Source organism: Bradyrhizobium sp. HKCCYLRH3073, from assembly GCF_051167995.1.
Classification (GTDB): Bacteria; Pseudomonadota; Alphaproteobacteria; order Rhizobiales; family Xanthobacteraceae; genus Bradyrhizobium.
In genome coordinates, this window is the sequence record NZ_JBNPUD010000002.1 from 1 (window position 1) to 17254 (window position 17254).

The following is a 17254-nucleotide window of genomic DNA, read 5'->3' on the forward strand; positions in this document are numbered from 1 at the left end:
CCTTTAGTCCTGCCAACTAGACGGACTGAATCATCGATCTCTCTGCGTCGCAACTGCCGACTTTTTCAACGGAATCGGTCAAAAGCGGACGTGGCTTTGTCGCGCGTATGGGTGCTGACGTCCTACATCCAAATCCTTCTTGAAGCACCGCACAAGACGGAGTGCTTCGGTCAACTCCCGCCGTTCGTTCGGCTGACCGGTGCAAGGGCAGTCCCCGGCCACCCCGTCGAACGCGTGCGTGCGAAAAGGCGCCCATCGTCGACTGAAAATTTCTATTTCGCGTTTCCAGAAAACATGCTACACCATCGCCATCCCGTGCTCCTCGAGAGGGGCGCTTCGCGATCGTCACGGAACGTTGGGCGCGGGATGCGGTGGCTGCAGGATGCCGCAGCGCGGGGAGGCTCGCGTGGACGAACGGCAGCTTGCGGACGCGAAGTCGCGTGGTCCTGGCGCCCCGACGCTGGCGCCAAGTCCTCGGGCGACGAGCCCGAGGGCGACGGTGGCTCACAAGCCGGACACCGGGGAGATCGCGAAGTAAGCGTGAAAACCATCGCGCGGGGAATGCCGGGATGTCTCGGCTGAACCTGTGGTGACTGCCGCCTGCTTTTTTTCTGCAGGCGGGCCATGGGGGCGGCCAGCTCCCGGCATTCCCCGTGCCCTCTGCCTGAGGCGAGGGTGACACGACTGACATCACTCGGGCGTAATACGCCGCGAGACCAATGATTCATGTCCTCATCGCGGTCCTGGGCATGCCGGCGGCTCGCTTTGGGAACCAAATTCCGCAGCCGCGGTTAGCCCTCACGCAGGAGGATCCCAATGCGCCGTCCCAAAATCCAGCCCATCCGCAACAAGCTCGATCTCACCGATCGGGTCCAGGTCCGCATCGTCACGCGGAGGCTGCGCGTCACGCCGGCCGAGTTGACCGAGATCGTCGGCCGCATCGGCAATTCCATCGCCGCGATTTCGAAGGAAGTCCATCAGCAGCGCGCGAGCAAGCCGGCCGTCCCCGCGGATGTGCCGCCCGCTGAGGTGATTGCGTCCGTTGCAGCCACGGAGACCGCTGCCGTCGAGGTCGTTGCGGCATCCGAGACGCATTAGACAGCGCATTGCCAGGGGGGCAGCAATGGATCAGATCACCGACAGGGCCGACGCCCTGACGCAGGCGGCGTTCAACCTGCGCAAGGCCAAGATCAGCGAAGGCCGTCCGTTCCCGCTCGGCGCGACCTGGGACGGCCTCGGCGTCAACTTTGCGATCTTTTCCGCCCACGCGACCAAGGTCGAGCTGTGCCTGTTCGACGACACCGGCGAGACCGAGCTCGAGCGCATCGAGCTCCCCGAATACACCGACGAGGTGTGGCACGGCTATCTGCCGACCGCCCGTCCCGGCACGGTGTACGGCTATCGCGTGCACGGACCCTACGAGCCCGACGCCGGCCACCGCTTCAATCCGAACAAGCTCGTCATCGATCCCTATGCCAAGCAGCTCGTCGGCAACCTGCGCTGGGGCCCGGAGCTGTTCGGCTACCAGCTCGATCATGCCGACAAGGATCTGTCGTTCGACGATCGTGACAGTGCGCCCCTGATGCTGAAATGCCGGGTCATCGATCCCGCCTTCACCTGGGGCACCTCACGCAAGCCGGAGATTCCGTGGGAGCGGACGATCTTCTACGAAATGCACGTCAAGGGCTTCACCAAGCTGCATCCGCTGGTGCCCGAGGCCGATCGCGGCACTTTCGCCGGCCTCGCGCATCAGGATATTCCGACCTATCTGCGCTCCCTCGGCATCACCTCTGCCGAGTTGCTGCCGATCCATGCCTTCATCGACGACAGCTATCTGGTCGAGAAGGGCCTGCGCAACTACTGGGGCTACAATTCGATCGGCTTCTTCGCGCCGGAGCCGCGTTATCTCAAGACGCCCTTCGCGACCGAATTCAAGACCATGGTCAACCAGTTCCACGCCAACGGCATCGAGGTCATCCTCGACGTGGTCTACAACCACACCGCCGAAGGCAACGAGCTCGGGCCGACCCTGTCGTTCAAGGGCATCGACAATGCCAGCTACTACCGGCTGATGCCGGACCAGAAGCGCTACTACATCAACGACACCGGCACCGGCAACACCGTGAACCTGTCGCACCAGCGCGTGCTGCAGCTCGTCGCGGACTCGCTGCGCTATTGGGCGACCGAGATGCGGGTCGACGGCTTCCGCTTCGATCTCGCCACCATCCTGGCGCGCGAGCCCTACGGCTTCGACGAAGGCGGCAGCTTCCTCGACGCCTGCCGGCAGGATCCGGTGCTGTCCAGCGTCAAGCTGATCGCCGAGCCCTGGGACATCGGCCCGGGCGGCTATCAGGTCGGGCAGTTTCCGCCGGGTTGGGCCGAATGGAACGACAAGTTCCGCGACACCGCGCGCGCCTTCTGGAAAGGCGACGGCGGCACGCTGGCCGACTTCGCCAAGCGCATCTCGGGCTCGGGCGACCTGTTCAACAAGCGCGGCCGGAGGCCCTGGGCGAGCGTGAACTTCATCACCGCCCATGACGGCTTCAACCTCAACGACCTCGTCTCCTACAACGAGAAGCACAACGAGGCGAATGGCGAGGACAATCGCGACGGCCACAGCAACAACCACTCCTGGAATTGCGGCGTCGAAGGGCCGACCGACGACCCCGAGATCACGGCGTTGCGCGAGCGGCAGAAGCGCAATCTCCTGGCCACGATGCTGCTGTCGCACGGCACGCCGATGCTGCTGGCGGGCGACGAGTTCGGCCATACCCAGAACGGCAGCAACAATGCCTATGCGCAGGACAACGAGACCACCTGGCTCGACTGGATGGGCATCACGCCGCAGGGCAGGGCGTTGCGCGAGTTCACGCGCAAGCTGATCGCGATGCGCAAGGCCTTCCCGATCCTCTATCGCAGCCGCTTCCTGGTCGGCTCGCACAATGAGGAGCTCGACGTCAAGGATGTGACCTGGCTCGATCCGTCCGGCGAGGAGATGACGACCGAGCAGTGGACGGACGATCATGCGCGCTGTTTCGGCATGCTGCTCGACGGCCGCGCCCAGGAGACCGGCGTCAAGCGGCGCGGATCGGACGCGACGCTCTTGCTGGTCTACAACGCGCATTACGACGTCGTGAACTTCACGCTGCCGTCCGTGCCCGAGGGCCACAACTGGCTGGCGCTGCTCGACACCAACCAGCCGGATGCGCAGCCGCAGTCGTTTCCGTTCGGGCATGTCTACGAGGTCACGGGGCGGTCCATGCTGGCGCTCGGCCTGTCCTCGGAGCAGCAGCCAATGCGCGGCCTGCGCCACGGCCTCGGCGCGCTGCTCGACATCGCGGAGGCGCCGCTGGGGTAGGGCGGCGACACAGCCCGGCGCCGGCTTGTCGTTCGCGGGATGTCGTGCAAAAGCTGTCCGGGTGAAACGCCCGGACAGAGGTCAAGAAAAGCTCAAATGCGCACCCATTCCATCGCCGCCATTCCCGCCGACGGCATCGGCCCCGAGGTCATCTCCGAGGGCGTCCGCGTGCTCGAGGCACTCGCCAAGCGCGCGGGCGACATCAGCTTCAACGTCAAGACCTTCGACTGGGGCTCGGACTACTACAAGAAGCACGGCGTGATGATGCCGGCCGACGGCCTTACCGAACTCAAGAAATTCGATGCGATCTATTTCGGCGCGGTCGGCGCGCCCGACGTGCCCGATCACATCACGTTGTGGGGTCTGCGGCTGCCGATCTGCCAGGGTTTTGATCAGTACGCCAATGTGCGTCCGACCAAGATCCTGCCCGGCGTGGCCTCGCCGTTGCGCAATGTCGGCGTCGGCGATCTCGACTGGGTGATCGTGCGCGAGAATTCCGAGGGCGAATATGCCGGCATGGGCGGCCGCGCGCATCGCGGCCTGCCGGAGGAGGTCGGCACCGAGGTCGCGGTCTTCACCCGCGTCGGCGTCGTCAGAATCATGCGCTACGCGTTCAAGCTGGCGCAGTCGCGGCCGCGCAAGTTCCTGACCGTCGTCACCAAGTCGAACGCGCAGCGCCACGGCATGGTGATGTGGGACGAGATCGCCGCCGAGGTGGCGCGGGAATTCCCCGACGTGACCTGGGACAAGATGCTGGTCGACGCGATGACGGTGCGCATGACCCTGCAGCCGAAGAGCCTCGACACCATCGTCGCGACCAATCTGCATGCCGACATCCTGTCCGATCTCGCCGGCGCGCTCGCCGGCAGCCTCGGCGTGGCGCCGACCGGCAACATCGATCCGGAGCGGCGCTTCCCCTCGATGTTCGAGCCGATCCACGGCTCGGCGTTCGACATCACCGGCAAGGGCATCGCCAATCCGGTGGCGACGTTCTGGACCGGCGCGCAGATGCTCGAGCACCTCGGCGAAAAGGACGCGGCCGTCAGGCTGATGGCTGCGGTCGAGAAGGTCTGCGCAGCCGGCATCCTCACCCCCGATGTGGGCGGCAAGGCGACGACCAAGGAGGTGACCGACGCCGTCATCGACGCGATCCACGGCTCCAACGTCTGAGGAGTGCTACTCGCTTGCACAATTTAGGCGTGTTCTGCGTCGCGCTTGCAATGGACGCTGCGGGGCGTATACCAGCGCTTCCGCCGCGTCCGCGCATGCTAATCACATGCATGTCATAGTGACGCGAGACACGGCTTAAAGGACCTGGGCTTCAGGAGAAAGGACACATCATGCGTCGTCACCGTCGAGCCAAGATCGTCGCGACTGTCGGTCCCGCGAGCAATTCTCCGGAGATGCTGAAAGCGCTGTTCCTCGCCGGTGTAGACACATTTCGTCTCAATTTCAGTCACGGCACGCAGGCCGATCACGCCAGGGTCCATGCCGCGGTCCGCGCCCTCGAGAAGGAGGTGCAGCGGCCAATCGGCATCTTGATGGATCTGCAGGGTCCGAAGATTCGTGTCGGCACGCTGCGCGACAAGAAGATCCAGGTCGAAGCCGGCGAGACGATTCGGTTTGTCCTCAACGGCACCGAGGGCGACAAGACGTCGATTCCGTTGCCGCATCCGGAGATCTTTGCGGCGGTCGCGCCCGGTCACGATCTTCTGATCGATGACGGCCGCGTGCGGGTGCGCGTCATGGGCCTCGGCGACGACTGGATCGAAGCCAAGGTGATCGTCGGCGGCGCGATCTCCAATCACAAGGGCGTCAATCTGCCGGGCACGATTCTGGAGCTGTCGCCGCTGACGGCCAAGGACCGCTCCGATCTTGCCTTTGGGCTCGACCTCGGCGTCGACTGGGTGGCGCTGTCGTTCGTGCAGAAGCCGTCCGACGTGCTGGAGGCCAGGGGCCTGATCAATGGCCGCGCCGGCATCATGTCCAAGATCGAGAAGCCGGCGGCGCTGGAGCGCATCGACGACATCATCCAGCTGTCGGACGCGATCATGGTCGCGCGCGGCGATCTCGGCGTCGAGATTCCCAATGAGGACGTGCCGGGCAAGCAGAAGGAGCTGGTGCGCGCCTGCCGGCTCGCGGTGAAGCCGGTGATCGTCGCGACGCAGATGCTGGATTCGATGGTCGCGACGCCGACGCCGACCCGCGCCGAGGTCTCCGACGTCGCGACCGCGATCTATGACGGCGCCGACGCGGTGATGCTGTCGGCGGAATCGGCCAGCGGGCAATACCCGCGCGAGGCGGTCGCGATGATGGACAGCATCATCAAGGCAACCGAGGGCCACAAGATGTACCGCTCCATCGTCGAGGCGACGCAGCCGGGCGAGGAGCAGACCGCACCGCATGCGGTGGCGACCGCCGCGGCCGACCTGGCGTCGGCGATCCACGCCAGGGCGATCGTGGCCTATACGTCGAGCGGAACTTCGGCCTCCCGCGTTGCGCGCAAGCGGCCGAGCCTGCCGATTCTGGCGATCACGCCGAACGAGGACACCTCGCGGCGCATGTGCCTGTTGTGGGGCGCGCACAGCGTGCTGTCGCAGGACGTGCAGAACTACGAGGAAATGGTCGATCGCGCGACCTTCTTCGCTGCGCAGGAGGAGTTCGCGGAAGCCGGCGACCTGCTCGTCGTCGTCGCCGGCATCCCGTTCGCGCAGGCCGGCACCACCAACAATCTGCGCGTCGTCACCATCCCGAGATAGGAGGCCGATTTTCCCTGTTCGCGCCGTCCGCCTGTCGCCTGATTGTCGCACCGCGCTGGTATCGCGGGGTAGTGACGAAGGGCGTCGCGAGTCGTCGAACGAGCGGTGTCCGGTCGCGGTCCGGCAGGACGGGTTCTGTCGATGCGGCCGTTCGTCATCGCGGTGTCATCAGGGGCTGTTAGGTGGGCGCGCATGGGACTTGAGACTGCTGGTGAAGAAAGCCCGGCTCGGCGCTTTCGGACGTTGTTCATCTCGGACGTTCATCTCGGAGCCCGCGGCTCGCAGGCCAATCTCCTGGTCGATTTCCTGCGCCACCATGATGCCGATACGATCTATCTGGTCGGTGACATCATCGATGGCTGGGCGCTCAAATCGAGCTGGCATTGGCCGCAGTCGCATAACGACCTGGTGCAGAAGATGCTGCGCAAGGCGCGCAAGGGCGCCAAGGTCGTTTACGTCCCCGGCAATCACGACGAGTTCCTGCGCGGCTACTACGGCACGCATTTCGGCGGCATCGACGTCGTCGAGAACATCGTGCACACCGGCACCGACGGCAAACGCTATCTCGTCATTCACGGCGACATCTTCGATCTGGTCGTGCAGAACGCGCGCTGGCTCGCCCATCTCGGCGACAAGGCCTATGATTTCGCGATCCAGATGAACCGGCTGGTCAACTTCTTCCGCCGCATGTTCGGCGTGCCCTATTGGTCGCTGTCGCAATGGGCCAAGCAGAAGGTCAAGAACGCGGTGAACTATATCGGCGCGTTCGAGACGGCACTGGCCTCCGAGGCGCGCCGGCATGGCGCTGACGGCGTGATCTGCGGCCACATCCATTGCGCCGTCATCCGCGACCAGGACGGCATCCGCTACATGAATTGCGGCGACTGGGTCGAGAGCTGCACGGCGCTGGTCGAGCACGAGGACGGCCGTTTCGAGATCCTTACCTGGACCGATCCGCAGCGGCAGCCCGCGCCGGTTCCGCAACTGGCCGCCCGCGCCGCCTGACACCGGCTCCCTTGCCTCTCGGCAATCGGGCGCGGTAAAATAGGGGTATGACAGCTCATTCCCCGATCCTGCCCGTGACCGCCGCCGACATCGATGCGGCGGCACGCGTCCTCGCGCCCGTGGCCGTGCGGACCCCGCTGCTGCCGGCTCCCGTGCTCAACGAGCGGTTCAAAGCGAACGTGTTCGTGAAGCCGGAGGTGCTGCAGCGGACCGGCTCGTTCAAGTTCCGCGGCGCCTACAACAAGCTGGCGTCGATCCCGCAAGCAGCGCGCGGCAACGGCGTCGTCGCATTCTCCTCCGGCAATCATGCGCAGGGCGTCGCCCATGCCGCCACATTGCTGGGCATGGACGCCACGATCGTGATGCCCTCGGATGCGCCGGTGGCCAAGCGCGAGCGCACCAAGGCGTTCGGTGCCGACGTCGTGCTCTATGATCGCGACCGCGAGGACCGCGAAGCGATCGCGCGCGGCATCGCTGCAAAGCGCGGCTCGACGGTGGTGCCGCCCTATGACGATCCCTTCGTCATCGCCGGGCAGGGCACCGTTGGCCGCGAGATCGCCGACGACCTTGCTGCGCTCGGCCTGTCACCGGATCTGGTGATTGTGCCTGCTTCCGGCGGCGGGCTGCTTGCCGGCGTCTCGACCGCGGTGAAGGCGCGATATCCGCAGACGCAGATGATCGTTGCCGAGCCAAGCGGCTTCGACGACCATGCGCGCTCGCTGCGGGCCGGTCACCGCGAGGCCCACGATGCAAAGGGCCGGACCATCTGCGACGCGCTGATGGCGGCGATTCCGGGCGAGATCACCTTCGCGATCAACAGCCAACTTCTGTCGGCTGCGGTCGAGGCCTCGGATGAGGAGGTGGGGCGGGCGGTCGGCTTTGCCTTCCGGGAGCTGAAGCTCGTGGTCGAGCCCGGCGGGTCGGTCGGGCTCGCGGCATTGCTGGCCGGCCGGCTGGACGCGGCGGGCAAGACTGTGGTGATCGTGCTCTCCGGCGGCAATGTCGACGCTGAGCTCTACGCCCGGCTGATTGCCTGACGATCAAGCCTCAGCGAAAGCCGAGGCCGCCTCTTGCCGATCCTCCACCACCCATCCGCAGTCCGGACTGCGCGATGTGCGGCGCGCCCCGCGTCAGGCCGCCCTGCATCCCGCCTTGACCCCGCGCCATCGACGGATGCGACGCGTTGATGTTCGGCTTGAACGGTCCGGAATTGCCGGGGAAGGGACGCCGGACCTCGCGGGTGTCGAATGGCCGACCAGGACTGCGCTTCAGTGGGTCGCGCTGGATTTTCGTAGTCACGGGCGGATTTGCCGGCGGCATGATCCTGTCGCGCAATTTCGTCTGAGAGATCGGCCCGGGATCGACGACCTTCTTGGGAATCGCGTTGTTGACGGCATCGCCTTTCGTGACGACCGTGGGCGGCAGCGGCCCGCGCGGCGGCATGGTGGTGGTCGGCAGCTTCGGCTGCGGGATCTGGGCGCCCGGATTGAACGGTCGCGCGATCGGCGCCAGTTGCGGTGGCATCATGAGGCGGCTCGGTTGCAGCACGGGGATGGGCCGCGGCTGTCCCTGCAGCCGCAGCGCGACCGGCGCATATGGACTGTCGGCATAGGATTCACGGAAGCTCCGATAGGCGGCCGGCGAATTCGCCAGTACGGCCTCGTGCCACGCCGCGGCCTGCACGAGGCCGGCGAGCAGGGCGCGGATGCGGTCGGCGAGCGGATCGCGCGGATACATCGCGATGAACTCGCGATAATATTGCGGACGGTTCTCCGACAGCACGTAGTCATAGGCCTGCCGCACGGACCGGCTGGGCAGGTCGGCCGCCATCTGGATCACCGGCGCATTCTCGGCAGGGCGCGCGGCCGCGACCAGCGTATCCCCGAAGAAGGTGAAATCGCCGGTGAGCGAAGAGCTTTCCCACGGCGTCTGCCGGCCGTCGGTGGTCTGGTTGACCTGCAGACGGATGCGCTTGAACAATTGCTCGATCGGCAGGTTCGGCTGTCGCGCGAGGTTGAGGAAGGCCTGCGCATAAGGGCTGTGCTCGCCGCGGCCGTCGAGCGCCTCCGCGCCGGGCGAGGTCGAGTATCCGAGGATGGAGCCGTTCGGCGCGTCGACGATGGCCAATCCGCGTCCGGCATCGTTGATGGCAGGGAATGGATTGTTGCGGCAGGCGTCCAGTACGACGATCCGCATGCGGCTCGGGATGGCGTCGAGCGTCGCCATCAGATCCACCAGCCGGATGGTCCCCGTCGTCAGGTCGGAGGGCGCCGAGATGCGGGCATCGATCGGGATCAGATAGTTCTCGCCCGCGAGCTGAACCCCGTGGCCGGCGTAGTAGACCATTGCCACGGTATTCGGGCCGTGTGCTGCCACCCGGCTCGAAAAATCCTCCACGACCTTGAGCATCTCGTTCTGCGTCAGGTCGGTCGCCGTGATCACCTCGAAGCCGGCCGAGTTCAACAGCTTGGCAACAGCATGGGCGTCGTTGTCCGGGTTCTCCAGCGGCGGCGCGTTCTGATAGCTCGCATTGCCGATCACGAGCGCGACGCGTGGCTCGGCTCCTTGAGGGATCGCGGCGGGCGTGTTGCTCTCCCTTGCCGGTGAGGGAGCTGCCAGCGCGCGCGGTGGCGCGTGAAGGGTGTCGAGCTCACTGCCGGCGGCGAACGCCGAGCCCGGGCCGACCCAGGCCATCAGGCCCAGCAGCGCGGACATGAGCAGGGATTTCCAGGCGGACGTTACAGCGCGAAATTTCGGAACGGACACGGCGTTCTCCTCAAGCATGCGCAAAGCGAATGGCTTGAGGAGCAGGCTACGCAGATCACGCAGTGGCGTACGTGATCCGCGTCACCCATCAACGCGGCACCCTTGGTGCTCAGTGATCGAGGTTCAACAGGAGGTGGCCGAGATGCTCTCGGCCTACGAGAAGAATGCGATCTTCTCAGGCTGGGTCATGCGACGGATCGGCGCCAGCGAGTCATTGGCGGGCGCCTGTGGCCGCTGCAGAAGGCCGTTCGACAGGAGTGTCGATCCCAGCGACGGCTCGTAGGCAGGCTTGGGCATCGCGGATGCGCTGGTGCTGTGAGCCGCGGCAGCGGTCGGGCGGACCTGCTGGCTCGGCGCAACGTCGGCCTGCGGGGCCGCTGCGGGAGATTGAGCTGCGACCGCAGCCGCCACGGCGGCCAGGGTCTCGATGGTGATCGCCTCCGGAAGCGGTGGCGATACGGGCGCGCTGGGGATTGGCGCCGGGACTGGAGGCGATGCCATGCGCGGGGCCGCCGTGGGCGGGGCCGGCATCGGAGGGGCAGACATCGACGGAGCAGACACCGGCGGGGCAGACACCGGCGGGGCAGGCATCGTGGGCGCAGCCGGAGCCGGCGCCGCCGTGGCAACCGGGGCTTCTGCCGTGGTCAGCACGAGATCCGGCTCCGACGGCGCTGTCTCGCTGAAGCTCGCGACGATGTCGTCGTCGACCGAGGTCGGCTCCTCAATGTCGAAGCCGAGCGTCCTGACCCGGCTGAACTCCTCGTCGTCGATCGGGTCGAGGACACCCATCTCCGCCGCGACCAATTCCAGAATAGCTTCGTCTTCGGCTTCTGCGGCGGCGGCGTCATCCAGGGCCGCCGCGGCGTGCTGCTCGATCTCGAGCAGGGCTTCGTCCACCGACGGCTCCGTCGCAGCTTCCGGGGGCTGCACCACTGCCGCAGTTTCGGCGTCAACGATCCTGGCGTCGACTGCTGCGGCCGCCACGATCACAGCGTCATCAGCCGAGGAGGTCTCAACCACTTCCATCGCGGCCACCGCCGCAACGAGCGGAATGGCGATCTCGAGCGCTGCCTGGGACGCCTCGCTCTGTTCCGGTGCAGGCTCCGGCTCCGAGACCACCATCTCGGCGGACGGACTTGATGCGACATCAGGCGCTGGCGAAGCGGCGGCCTCGGCCGCCGGACTGATCTCGTCCGCCGCAGGCGGAACGCTCGCTTTCTCCGCCTCGAGCTCCTTCAGCCGCGTCTTGATGATCTCGAACGCCGCAAGCAGCGCGACCTTGGGGTCGGCGCTCGCAAGCTGATCGCAGGCGGCCTCGATCGATGTCACCTGCGAATCGATCAGGTCACAGATCCGGGAATCGGCGCCGATCTCGCGCCAGCGCCAGGAAATCTCCTTGATGATTCGGATGCCCTTGCGCACCGGCGCCAGGTTCTGCTCGAGGGCCATGCGGTCGACCGCAGATGCGGCGGCCAACGCGGCGTCTTCGACCGTGGCGCGGATCGCGGCGAGCGCTTCGGGCAGCGCCTTGCTGTCCGCCTGCTCGAATTCCTGCTGCTGCTGACGCTGCGAGGCAAGAGCGTGCTCGATGCGGGCGACGGCGTCGAGCACCATGCTGGTGTCAGCATTGCGGTTGCGCTTGGCATATTCACCGAGGAACCAGCGGCCTCGGGACGTCTCCATGAAGGCGTCGCGGATCGCCTCGTAATCGGCCTCGTTCGGCTGAGCCGCACGGGCGGATATCGGCGAGAGGGCGAAGACTTCATCGACCATGGCAAACCTATCGCGCACATTGCTGCGCGTTGGCATAACGATCACCATGATATTGATCGAATCGCAATTGAATTGATGCCACTGTCCCGACAAATCTCCACCACATCGCCGGTATTGTCGCGCCGATTCGCGGACAGGTTGGGGCTGTTCTATGGCGCGGTGTTCATGCTGTCGGGCACGCATCTGCCGTTCTTTCCCGTATGGCTACGGGCGATCGGGCTGGATGCCGCATGGATTGGCGTCATCATTGCGGTTCCCGCCGTAACCCGCTTCACCGTCCTGCCGCTGATCACTGCGGTCGCCGAGCGCCGGCAGGCCCTGCGCACCGCGATGGGGCTGGCCACCTTCGCAACGGCATCGGGCTTTGCGGTTCTTGCCTTCCAGCGCGAACCCTGGCTGGTATTCCTGGTCTACGTGGCGACCTGCTGCCTATGGACACCCGTTGTCCCGCTGACGGACGCCTATGCGCTTCGTGGCGTGATGAGCTATGGCCTGAACTACGGTCGCCTGCGGCTGTGGGGATCGGCGGCCTTCATCGCTGGAACGCTGCTGTGCGGCGGGCTGGCCGATCTCGCGCCGTCGTCCGAGCTGATCTGGATCATCGTCTCGGTTGCGCTGTGCGGTGCGGCAAGCAGCCTGCTGCTGCAGGCGCTGCCGCCCTTGCCGCAAGGCGCCGGCCCGTCCCGGGACGGCCGCAGTCTGCTGGGCAATCCGAGCTTCCTCTGCATCATCGCAGCTTCGGCGCTGATTCAGGCCAGCCATGCGGCCTACTACACGTTCTCCGCCATCGAGTGGAAGGCGCAGGGCTTCAGCGGGCTGACCATCGCTTGGCTCTGGACCATGGGCGTGCTCGCCGAGATCGTCGTGTTCGCCCTGTCGCCACGGTTCACGCTGGCGCCCGCCAGCCTGGTCATGATCGGTGCGATGGCGGCCGTGCTGCGCTGGAGCCTCACGGCGCAGGAGCCGCATGCGGCGGGGCTCGCGGCGGTCCAGATCAGCCATGGCTTCACTTTCGGGCTGACGCTGGTCGGAACCATGGGGCTGCTGGTGCGCCAGGTGCCGGCGCATCTGACCGCGCGCGGGCAGGGCTATTATGCCGCCGCCAGCGGCGTGGTCGGCTCGGCGGCGTCGGCCCTCTCGGGGCCGGTCTATGCGGCCTATGGCCCCGGCGTCTACTACGTGATGGCTGCGATGGCCGGAGCGGGCGGCGCGCTGATGTGGCTCGCGCGCCGCGGCGTCTCGCTTCAGCCCCACAACGCCTGATCGGGCGGATAGACCAGGCTGTCCTCGTAGTGCAGGCCGTGCTCGCAATCCTCGGCGAGCAGCAGCGGTCCGTCCAGATCGACGAAACGGGCGAACGGCGTCAGCAGCATGGCCGGCGCCATCGACAGCGACGTCGCCACCATGCAGCCGACCATGATGTCGAAGCCGAGCGCGCGCGCGGCATCGGCCATGGCAAGCGCCTCGGTGAGTCCTCCGGTCTTATCGAGCTTGATGTTGACGGCGTCGTAGCGCCCACGCAGCGCGTCCAGCGAGCTGCGGTCGTGCACGCTCTCGTCGGCGCAGACGGCGAGCGGGCGCGCGATCCTTCCGAGCGCTTCGTCGTTGCCTGCGGGCAGCGGCTGCTCGACCAGCGTGACGCCGGCAGCGGCGCAGGCTGCGAGATTGGATTCCAGGACGGCCTCGGTCCAGGCCTCGTTGGCGTCGACGATCAGTTGTGACTGCGGCGCCGCGGCTCGCACGGCTGCAATCCGCGCCGGATCGCCGTCGCCGCCGAGCTTGATCTTGAGCAGCGGGCGGTGCGCGGCCTTGGCCGCAGCTTTGGCCATCACATCGGGGGTCCCGAGCGAAATCGTGTAGGCCGTGACGCACGGCGCCGGTGCGCGGCGTCCGAGCAGGTCCCAGATGCGCCGGCCGTTTCGTTTGGCTTCGAGGTCGAGCAGCGCGCAATCGAGGGCATTGCGCGCCGCGCCCGGCGGCATCGCCGTCTGCAGGGCGTTGCGGTCGAGACCAGAGGCGATCGCATCGCGCATCGCGAGCAGGGCGCTCAGCGCCGCATCGGGCGTTTCGCCATAACGCGGATAGGGCACGCATTCGCCGTGGCCAACCATCGTCCCGTGTCGCAGCTCCGCGATCACTGTCACGGCTTCGGTCTTGACGCCGCGGCTGATCGTGAAGCTGCCGGCGATCGGCCAGTGGCCGATCCGGGCGTCCAGTATTGGAAAACCGTTGGAAGTCATTTGAAAGTCTGGCGCTTTGTGAACCGGAATGAGGCGCTTGGGACTTGCGCGATGTGACCGACTATGGCTGTTGATAGTGGTCTCCGGCAAGGTGGTAGCGACGCGGTGGGATTTTTCTCGTCAAGGAGCGGACGTCCAAGGCTCCGAGGATGGCCGTCGTGAAGGGCGGCCCTGATCTGCAGCGCAGTGGCGATGGCAATGCGCTGTCGCTGCGCGCGACCGGCGCCTGGACTGCGCCCTTTGCGCCGTCGCTCGAACGGCTCGTCGCCGATGCCGAAAAGCTCGCCGGCAAGAAGATCGATGTCTCCATCGACGTCTCCCAGGTGTCCAAGCTCGACACGTTCGGCGCCTGGCTGATCGAGCGGCTGCGCCGCAGCTTCACGACCGGAACCGTCGAGGTCCGGATCGATGGGCTCTCTGCGAACTACGCCAGCCTGGTCGACGAGGTTCGCCGCGTCAGCACCGCGCCCAATGGCGACGCGACGATGGTGACCATCACCGGCATGCTCGGCCAGATCGGCCTCAGTGTCGCCGGCATCTTCGGCACGGTCGCCGCACTCATCGACATGCTCGGCGCCGTGATCGTCGCTAGCGGCCGGGTCCTCATTCATCCCCGCAGCTTCCGACTGACCTCGACCATTCATCATCTCGAGCAGGTGTGCTGGCGCGCGGTGCCGATCATCGTGCTGATCACCTTCCTGATCGGCTGCATCATCGCTCAGCAGGGCATCTTCCATTTCCGAAGGTTCGGCGCGGACATCTTCGTCGTCGACATGCTAGGCGTGCTGGTGCTGCGCGAGATCGGCGTGCTGCTTGTGGCGATCATGATCGCCGGCCGGTCGGGCAGCGCCTACACGGCCGAGCTCGGCTCGATGAAGATGCGCGAGGAAATCGACGCGCTGCGCACCATGGGCTTCGATCCGATCGAGGTCCTGATCCTGCCGCGCATGCTGGCGCTGGTGATCGCGCTGCCGATCCTGGCCTTCCTCGGCGACATCGCCGCGCTCTATGGCGGCGGGCTGGTGGCCTGGTTTTATGGCGGCGTCGATCCCGAGGCCTTCCTGCTGCGCCTGCGCGATGCGATCTCGATCGATCATTTCAAGGTCGGCCTGCTCAAGGCGCCGGTGATGGCTGCCGTGATCGGGATCGTCGCCTGCGTCGAAGGACTGGCCGTGCAGGGCAGCGCCGAGTCGCTGGGGCGCCACACCACTTCGTCGGTGGTGAAGGGCATCTTTTTCGTCATCGTGATGGACGGCGTGTTCGCGATCTTCTTTGCCGCGGTCGGGATGTGAGCTGAGATGGTGCAGCAGGTCTCCGATCCCATCATCCGCGTGCGTGACGTCACCGTGCAGTTCGGCAAGACGCGCGTGCTCGACGGGCTCGACCTCGACGTCAAGCGCGGCGAGATCCTGGGCTTCGTCGGTCCCTCCGGCGCGGGCAAGTCGGTGCTGACGCGCACCATCATCGGTCTGGTGCCGAAGCTGTCGGGCAACATCGAGGTGTTCGGCGTCGATCTCGACGCCGCCGATCGTGCCGGCCGCCGCGCCGTCGAGCGGCGCTGGGGCGTGCTGTTCCAACAGGGCGCGTTGTTCTCCTCGCTCACGGTGCGGCAGAACATCCAGTTCCCGGTCCGGGAGTATCTCAAGGTCTCGCAGCGTCTGCTCGACGAGATCATGATCGCAAAGCTCGTGATGGTCGGATTGCGGCCCGATGTTGCTGATCGTTTCCCGAGCGAGCTGTCGGGGGGCATGATCAAGCGGGTCGCGCTGGCACGCGCGCTCGCGCTCGATCCGGAACTGGTGTTCCTCGATGAGCCGACCTCGGGACTCGACCCGATCGGCGCCGGCGATTTCGACGAGCTCGTCCGGACCCTGCAGCGCACTTTGGGACTGACGGTTTTCATGGTAACCCATGATCTCGACAGCCTGTATACGGCGTGCGACCGCATCGCCGTGCTTGGCGACGGCAAGATTATCGCCGCGGGATCGATGGCCGACATGCAGGCCTCGGAACATCCGTGGCTCCGACAGTATTTCCACGGCAAGCGTGCCCGAGCCGTGATGGGGTAGCGCGACGCGCCCCAGGGACGATTTTTGTGAGCGGGAGTGGGGACTGCCGCGACAAAGTTGATGGGGTGGGTGCCGCTGTCCGGCGCCAACCGACAGTGCGCGGAAGCGGGGGCTGGATGACCGCCGTGACGTGCCGGTACCGGAGTTGGTAATGGAAACGCGGGCGAATTACGTCCTGATCGGGTCGTTCACGCTGGCAGTGATTGCCGCGGCGATCGGGTTTGTCCTCTGGTTTCAGAGCCTGCACACGACCAAGCAGCGCAGCCCGCTGCGGGTCGTGTTCGAGGGGCCGGCCGCGGGTCTGCGCAACGGCGGCAGCGTCAACTTCAATGGTATCCGGGTCGGCGAGGTCATTTCGGTCAAGCTCGACAATCCGCGCCGCGTCGTGGCGCTGGCGATGGTCGAGAACAACGCGCCGATCCGCAAGGACACCCTGGTCGGGCTCGAGTTCCAGGGCCTGACCGGCGTCGCCGCGATCTCGCTGAAGGGCGGCGAGGAGGCTGCGCCGCCGCCGCCGCTCGACGAGGATGGCGTGCCGGTGCTGCGTGCCGATCCGACCCGGCTGCAGGACGTGACCGAAGCGATCCGCGCCACCTTGCAGAACATCAACAAGGTCGTCGCCGACAACCAGGACGCCGTAAAGAACTCAATCAAGAATCTCGAGGTGTTCACCCAGTCGCTGGCCCGTAATTCCGAGCGCATCGATGGCGTCATGAGCCGGGTCGACGGCATCATGGGCAAGGCCGATACCCTGATGCTCGGTCTCAACACGCTGGCCGGCGGCAAGGATGGCGGCGAGCTGTTCCTGACGGTGAAGTCGATCCGCGAGCTCGCCGAGGATCTGGACAAGCGCTCCGGCGCGCTGATGGCCGATGGACGGCGCACGCTGTCCGACATCAGCCGCGCCGTGAACAATTTCGACCGCAATCCGACCCGGGTCCTGTTCGGGGCCAGCAACTCCAGCCCGAGCAACGCCCAGGCCTCGCAGCCGGCGCCCGCGCCCTCCGCCAGCGGACGGCGGTGAGGCCTTGGCGAATAGCGAACGGGGAATAGCGAATAGGGTGCGTGAGCTCTCCTGCCGCGCGCCGCTGGTGGCTCCTTGGTCGGTGCGTCGTCGTCTCGTCTGACGGACCGTGACGTCCGAGTCCTGGGCGACCTCGACTGCAGGATGCGCCATCCAGCGCCAGGCCTTCCTGTCCGGTTGAGCGGAAGCGGGGCGGGAACGAGCGAAGCCGGAAAAAGCGTTGCTGGACCTGCAAAAGCAAAACGGAGGCCTCGCGGCCT

13 protein-coding genes are annotated in these 17254 nt (G+C 66.2%); 10 read left to right on the plus strand and 3 right to left on the minus strand.

Annotation, left to right across the window (positions count from 1 at the left end; translation table 11 throughout):
• Positions 1–816: 816 nt before the first annotated feature.
• The 6 genes from ACQR1X_RS04020 (at position 817) to ACQR1X_RS04045 (ending at position 8159) form a co-directional block, all read left to right on the plus strand.
• A complete protein-coding gene (locus ACQR1X_RS04020) occupies positions 817–1098 on the plus strand; it encodes a DUF3606 domain-containing protein (protein WP_315804343.1) in 282 nt (93 codons plus the stop codon).
• A gap of 25 nt (positions 1099–1123) precedes the next feature.
• The gene (gene glgX, locus ACQR1X_RS04025) at positions 1124–3358 is read left to right on the plus strand and encodes a glycogen debranching protein GlgX (RefSeq protein WP_434898389.1); all 2235 of its coding nucleotides are present in this window, start codon (positions 1124–1126) and stop codon (positions 3356–3358) included.
• Between the two features lie 96 nt (positions 3359–3454).
• Positions 3455–4528 carry a tartrate dehydrogenase gene (locus ACQR1X_RS04030; protein ID WP_434898390.1) on the plus strand — a complete coding sequence of 358 codons (1074 nt, stop codon included), beginning with the start codon at positions 3455–3457 and terminating at the stop codon, positions 4526–4528.
• Positions 4529–4698: 170 nt separating this feature from the next.
• The gene (pyk, locus tag ACQR1X_RS04035; protein WP_434898391.1) at positions 4699–6117 is read left to right on the plus strand and encodes a pyruvate kinase; all 1419 of its coding nucleotides are present in this window, start codon (positions 4699–4701) and stop codon (positions 6115–6117) included.
• Positions 6118–6309: 192 nt separating this feature from the next.
• A complete protein-coding gene (locus ACQR1X_RS04040) occupies positions 6310–7122 on the plus strand; it encodes a UDP-2,3-diacylglucosamine diphosphatase (RefSeq protein WP_315804339.1) in 813 nt (270 codons plus the stop codon).
• Between the two features lie 47 nt (positions 7123–7169).
• On the plus strand, positions 7170–8159 hold the full coding sequence (locus ACQR1X_RS04045; protein ID WP_434898392.1) for a threonine ammonia-lyase: 990 nt from the start codon (positions 7170–7172) through the stop codon (positions 8157–8159).
• Between the two features lie 10 nt (positions 8160–8169).
• On the opposite strand, the gene ACQR1X_RS04050 is transcribed toward ACQR1X_RS04045, so the two are convergent.
• Together ACQR1X_RS04050 and ACQR1X_RS04055 are read right to left on the minus strand one after the other, a co-directional pair.
• Positions 8170–9837 (minus strand): caspase family protein, encoded by a 1668-nt coding sequence (locus ACQR1X_RS04050; RefSeq protein ID WP_434881024.1) that lies wholly within the window; start codon positions 9835–9837, stop codon positions 8170–8172.
• Positions 9838–10041: 204 nt separating this feature from the next.
• Entirely contained in the window at positions 10042–11661 is a 1620-nt protein-coding gene (locus tag ACQR1X_RS04055) for a hypothetical protein (protein ID WP_316182976.1), read from the minus strand.
• A gap of 75 nt (positions 11662–11736) precedes the next feature.
• On the opposite strand from ACQR1X_RS04055, the gene ACQR1X_RS04060 reads away from it, so the two are divergent.
• The gene (locus ACQR1X_RS04060) at positions 11737–12924 is read left to right on the plus strand and encodes an MFS transporter (protein ID WP_434881025.1); all 1188 of its coding nucleotides are present in this window, start codon (positions 11737–11739) and stop codon (positions 12922–12924) included.
• On the opposite strand, the gene dgcA is transcribed toward ACQR1X_RS04060, so the two are convergent.
• Positions 12906–13901, minus strand: a complete 996-nt coding sequence (gene dgcA, locus ACQR1X_RS04065) for an N-acetyl-D-Glu racemase DgcA (protein WP_316239272.1) — start codon at positions 13899–13901, stop codon at positions 12906–12908. The genes ACQR1X_RS04060 and dgcA overlap by 19 nt on opposite strands.
• Positions 13902–14059: 158 nt before the next feature.
• On the opposite strand from dgcA, the gene ACQR1X_RS04070 reads away from it, so the two are divergent.
• The 3 genes from ACQR1X_RS04070 (at position 14060) to ACQR1X_RS04080 (ending at position 16994) form a co-directional block, all read left to right on the plus strand.
• Positions 14060–15193: an ABC transporter permease gene (locus tag ACQR1X_RS04070; protein ID WP_315804354.1), complete on the plus strand. Its 1134-nt coding sequence runs from the start codon at positions 14060–14062 to the stop codon at positions 15191–15193.
• 6 nt (positions 15194–15199) lie between these two features.
• On the plus strand, positions 15200–15970 hold the full coding sequence (locus ACQR1X_RS04075; RefSeq protein WP_315804333.1) for an ABC transporter ATP-binding protein: 771 nt from the start codon (positions 15200–15202) through the stop codon (positions 15968–15970).
• Between the two features lie 151 nt (positions 15971–16121).
• A complete protein-coding gene (locus ACQR1X_RS04080) occupies positions 16122–16994 on the plus strand; it encodes an MlaD family protein (protein WP_315804332.1) in 873 nt (290 codons plus the stop codon).
• Positions 16995–17254: the final 260 nt, after the last annotated feature.

Bases quoted from the DNA above. Each gene is read 5' to 3' on its own strand.
- ACQR1X_RS04020 (WP_315804343.1), top strand. From the start codon at position 817: ATGCGCCGTCCCAAAATCCAGCCCATCCGCAACAAGCTCGATCTCACC.
- glgX (WP_434898389.1), top strand. From the start codon at position 1,124: ATGGATCAGATCACCGACAGGGCCGACGCCCTGACGCAGGCGGCGTTC.
- ACQR1X_RS04030 (WP_434898390.1), top strand. From the start codon at position 3,455: ATGCGCACCCATTCCATCGCCGCCATTCCCGCCGACGGCATCGGCCCC.
- pyk (WP_434898391.1), top strand. From the start codon at position 4,699: ATGCGTCGTCACCGTCGAGCCAAGATCGTCGCGACTGTCGGTCCCGCG.
- ACQR1X_RS04040 (WP_315804339.1), top strand. From the start codon at position 6,310: ATGGGACTTGAGACTGCTGGTGAAGAAAGCCCGGCTCGGCGCTTTCGG.
- ACQR1X_RS04045 (WP_434898392.1), top strand. From the start codon at position 7,170: ATGACAGCTCATTCCCCGATCCTGCCCGTGACCGCCGCCGACATCGAT.
- ACQR1X_RS04050 (WP_434881024.1), bottom strand. From the start codon at position 9,837: ATGTCCGCGCTGCTGGGCCTGATGGCCTGGGTCGGCCCGGGCTCGGCG.
- ACQR1X_RS04055 (WP_316182976.1), bottom strand. From the start codon at position 11,661: ATGGTCGATGAAGTCTTCGCCCTCTCGCCGATATCCGCCCGTGCGGCT.
- ACQR1X_RS04060 (WP_434881025.1), top strand. From the start codon at position 11,737: ATGCCACTGTCCCGACAAATCTCCACCACATCGCCGGTATTGTCGCGC.
- dgcA (WP_316239272.1), bottom strand. From the start codon at position 13,901: ATGACTTCCAACGGTTTTCCAATACTGGACGCCCGGATCGGCCACTGG.
- ACQR1X_RS04075 (WP_315804333.1), top strand. From the start codon at position 15,200: ATGGTGCAGCAGGTCTCCGATCCCATCATCCGCGTGCGTGACGTCACC.
- ACQR1X_RS04080 (WP_315804332.1), top strand. From the start codon at position 16,122: ATGGAAACGCGGGCGAATTACGTCCTGATCGGGTCGTTCACGCTGGCA.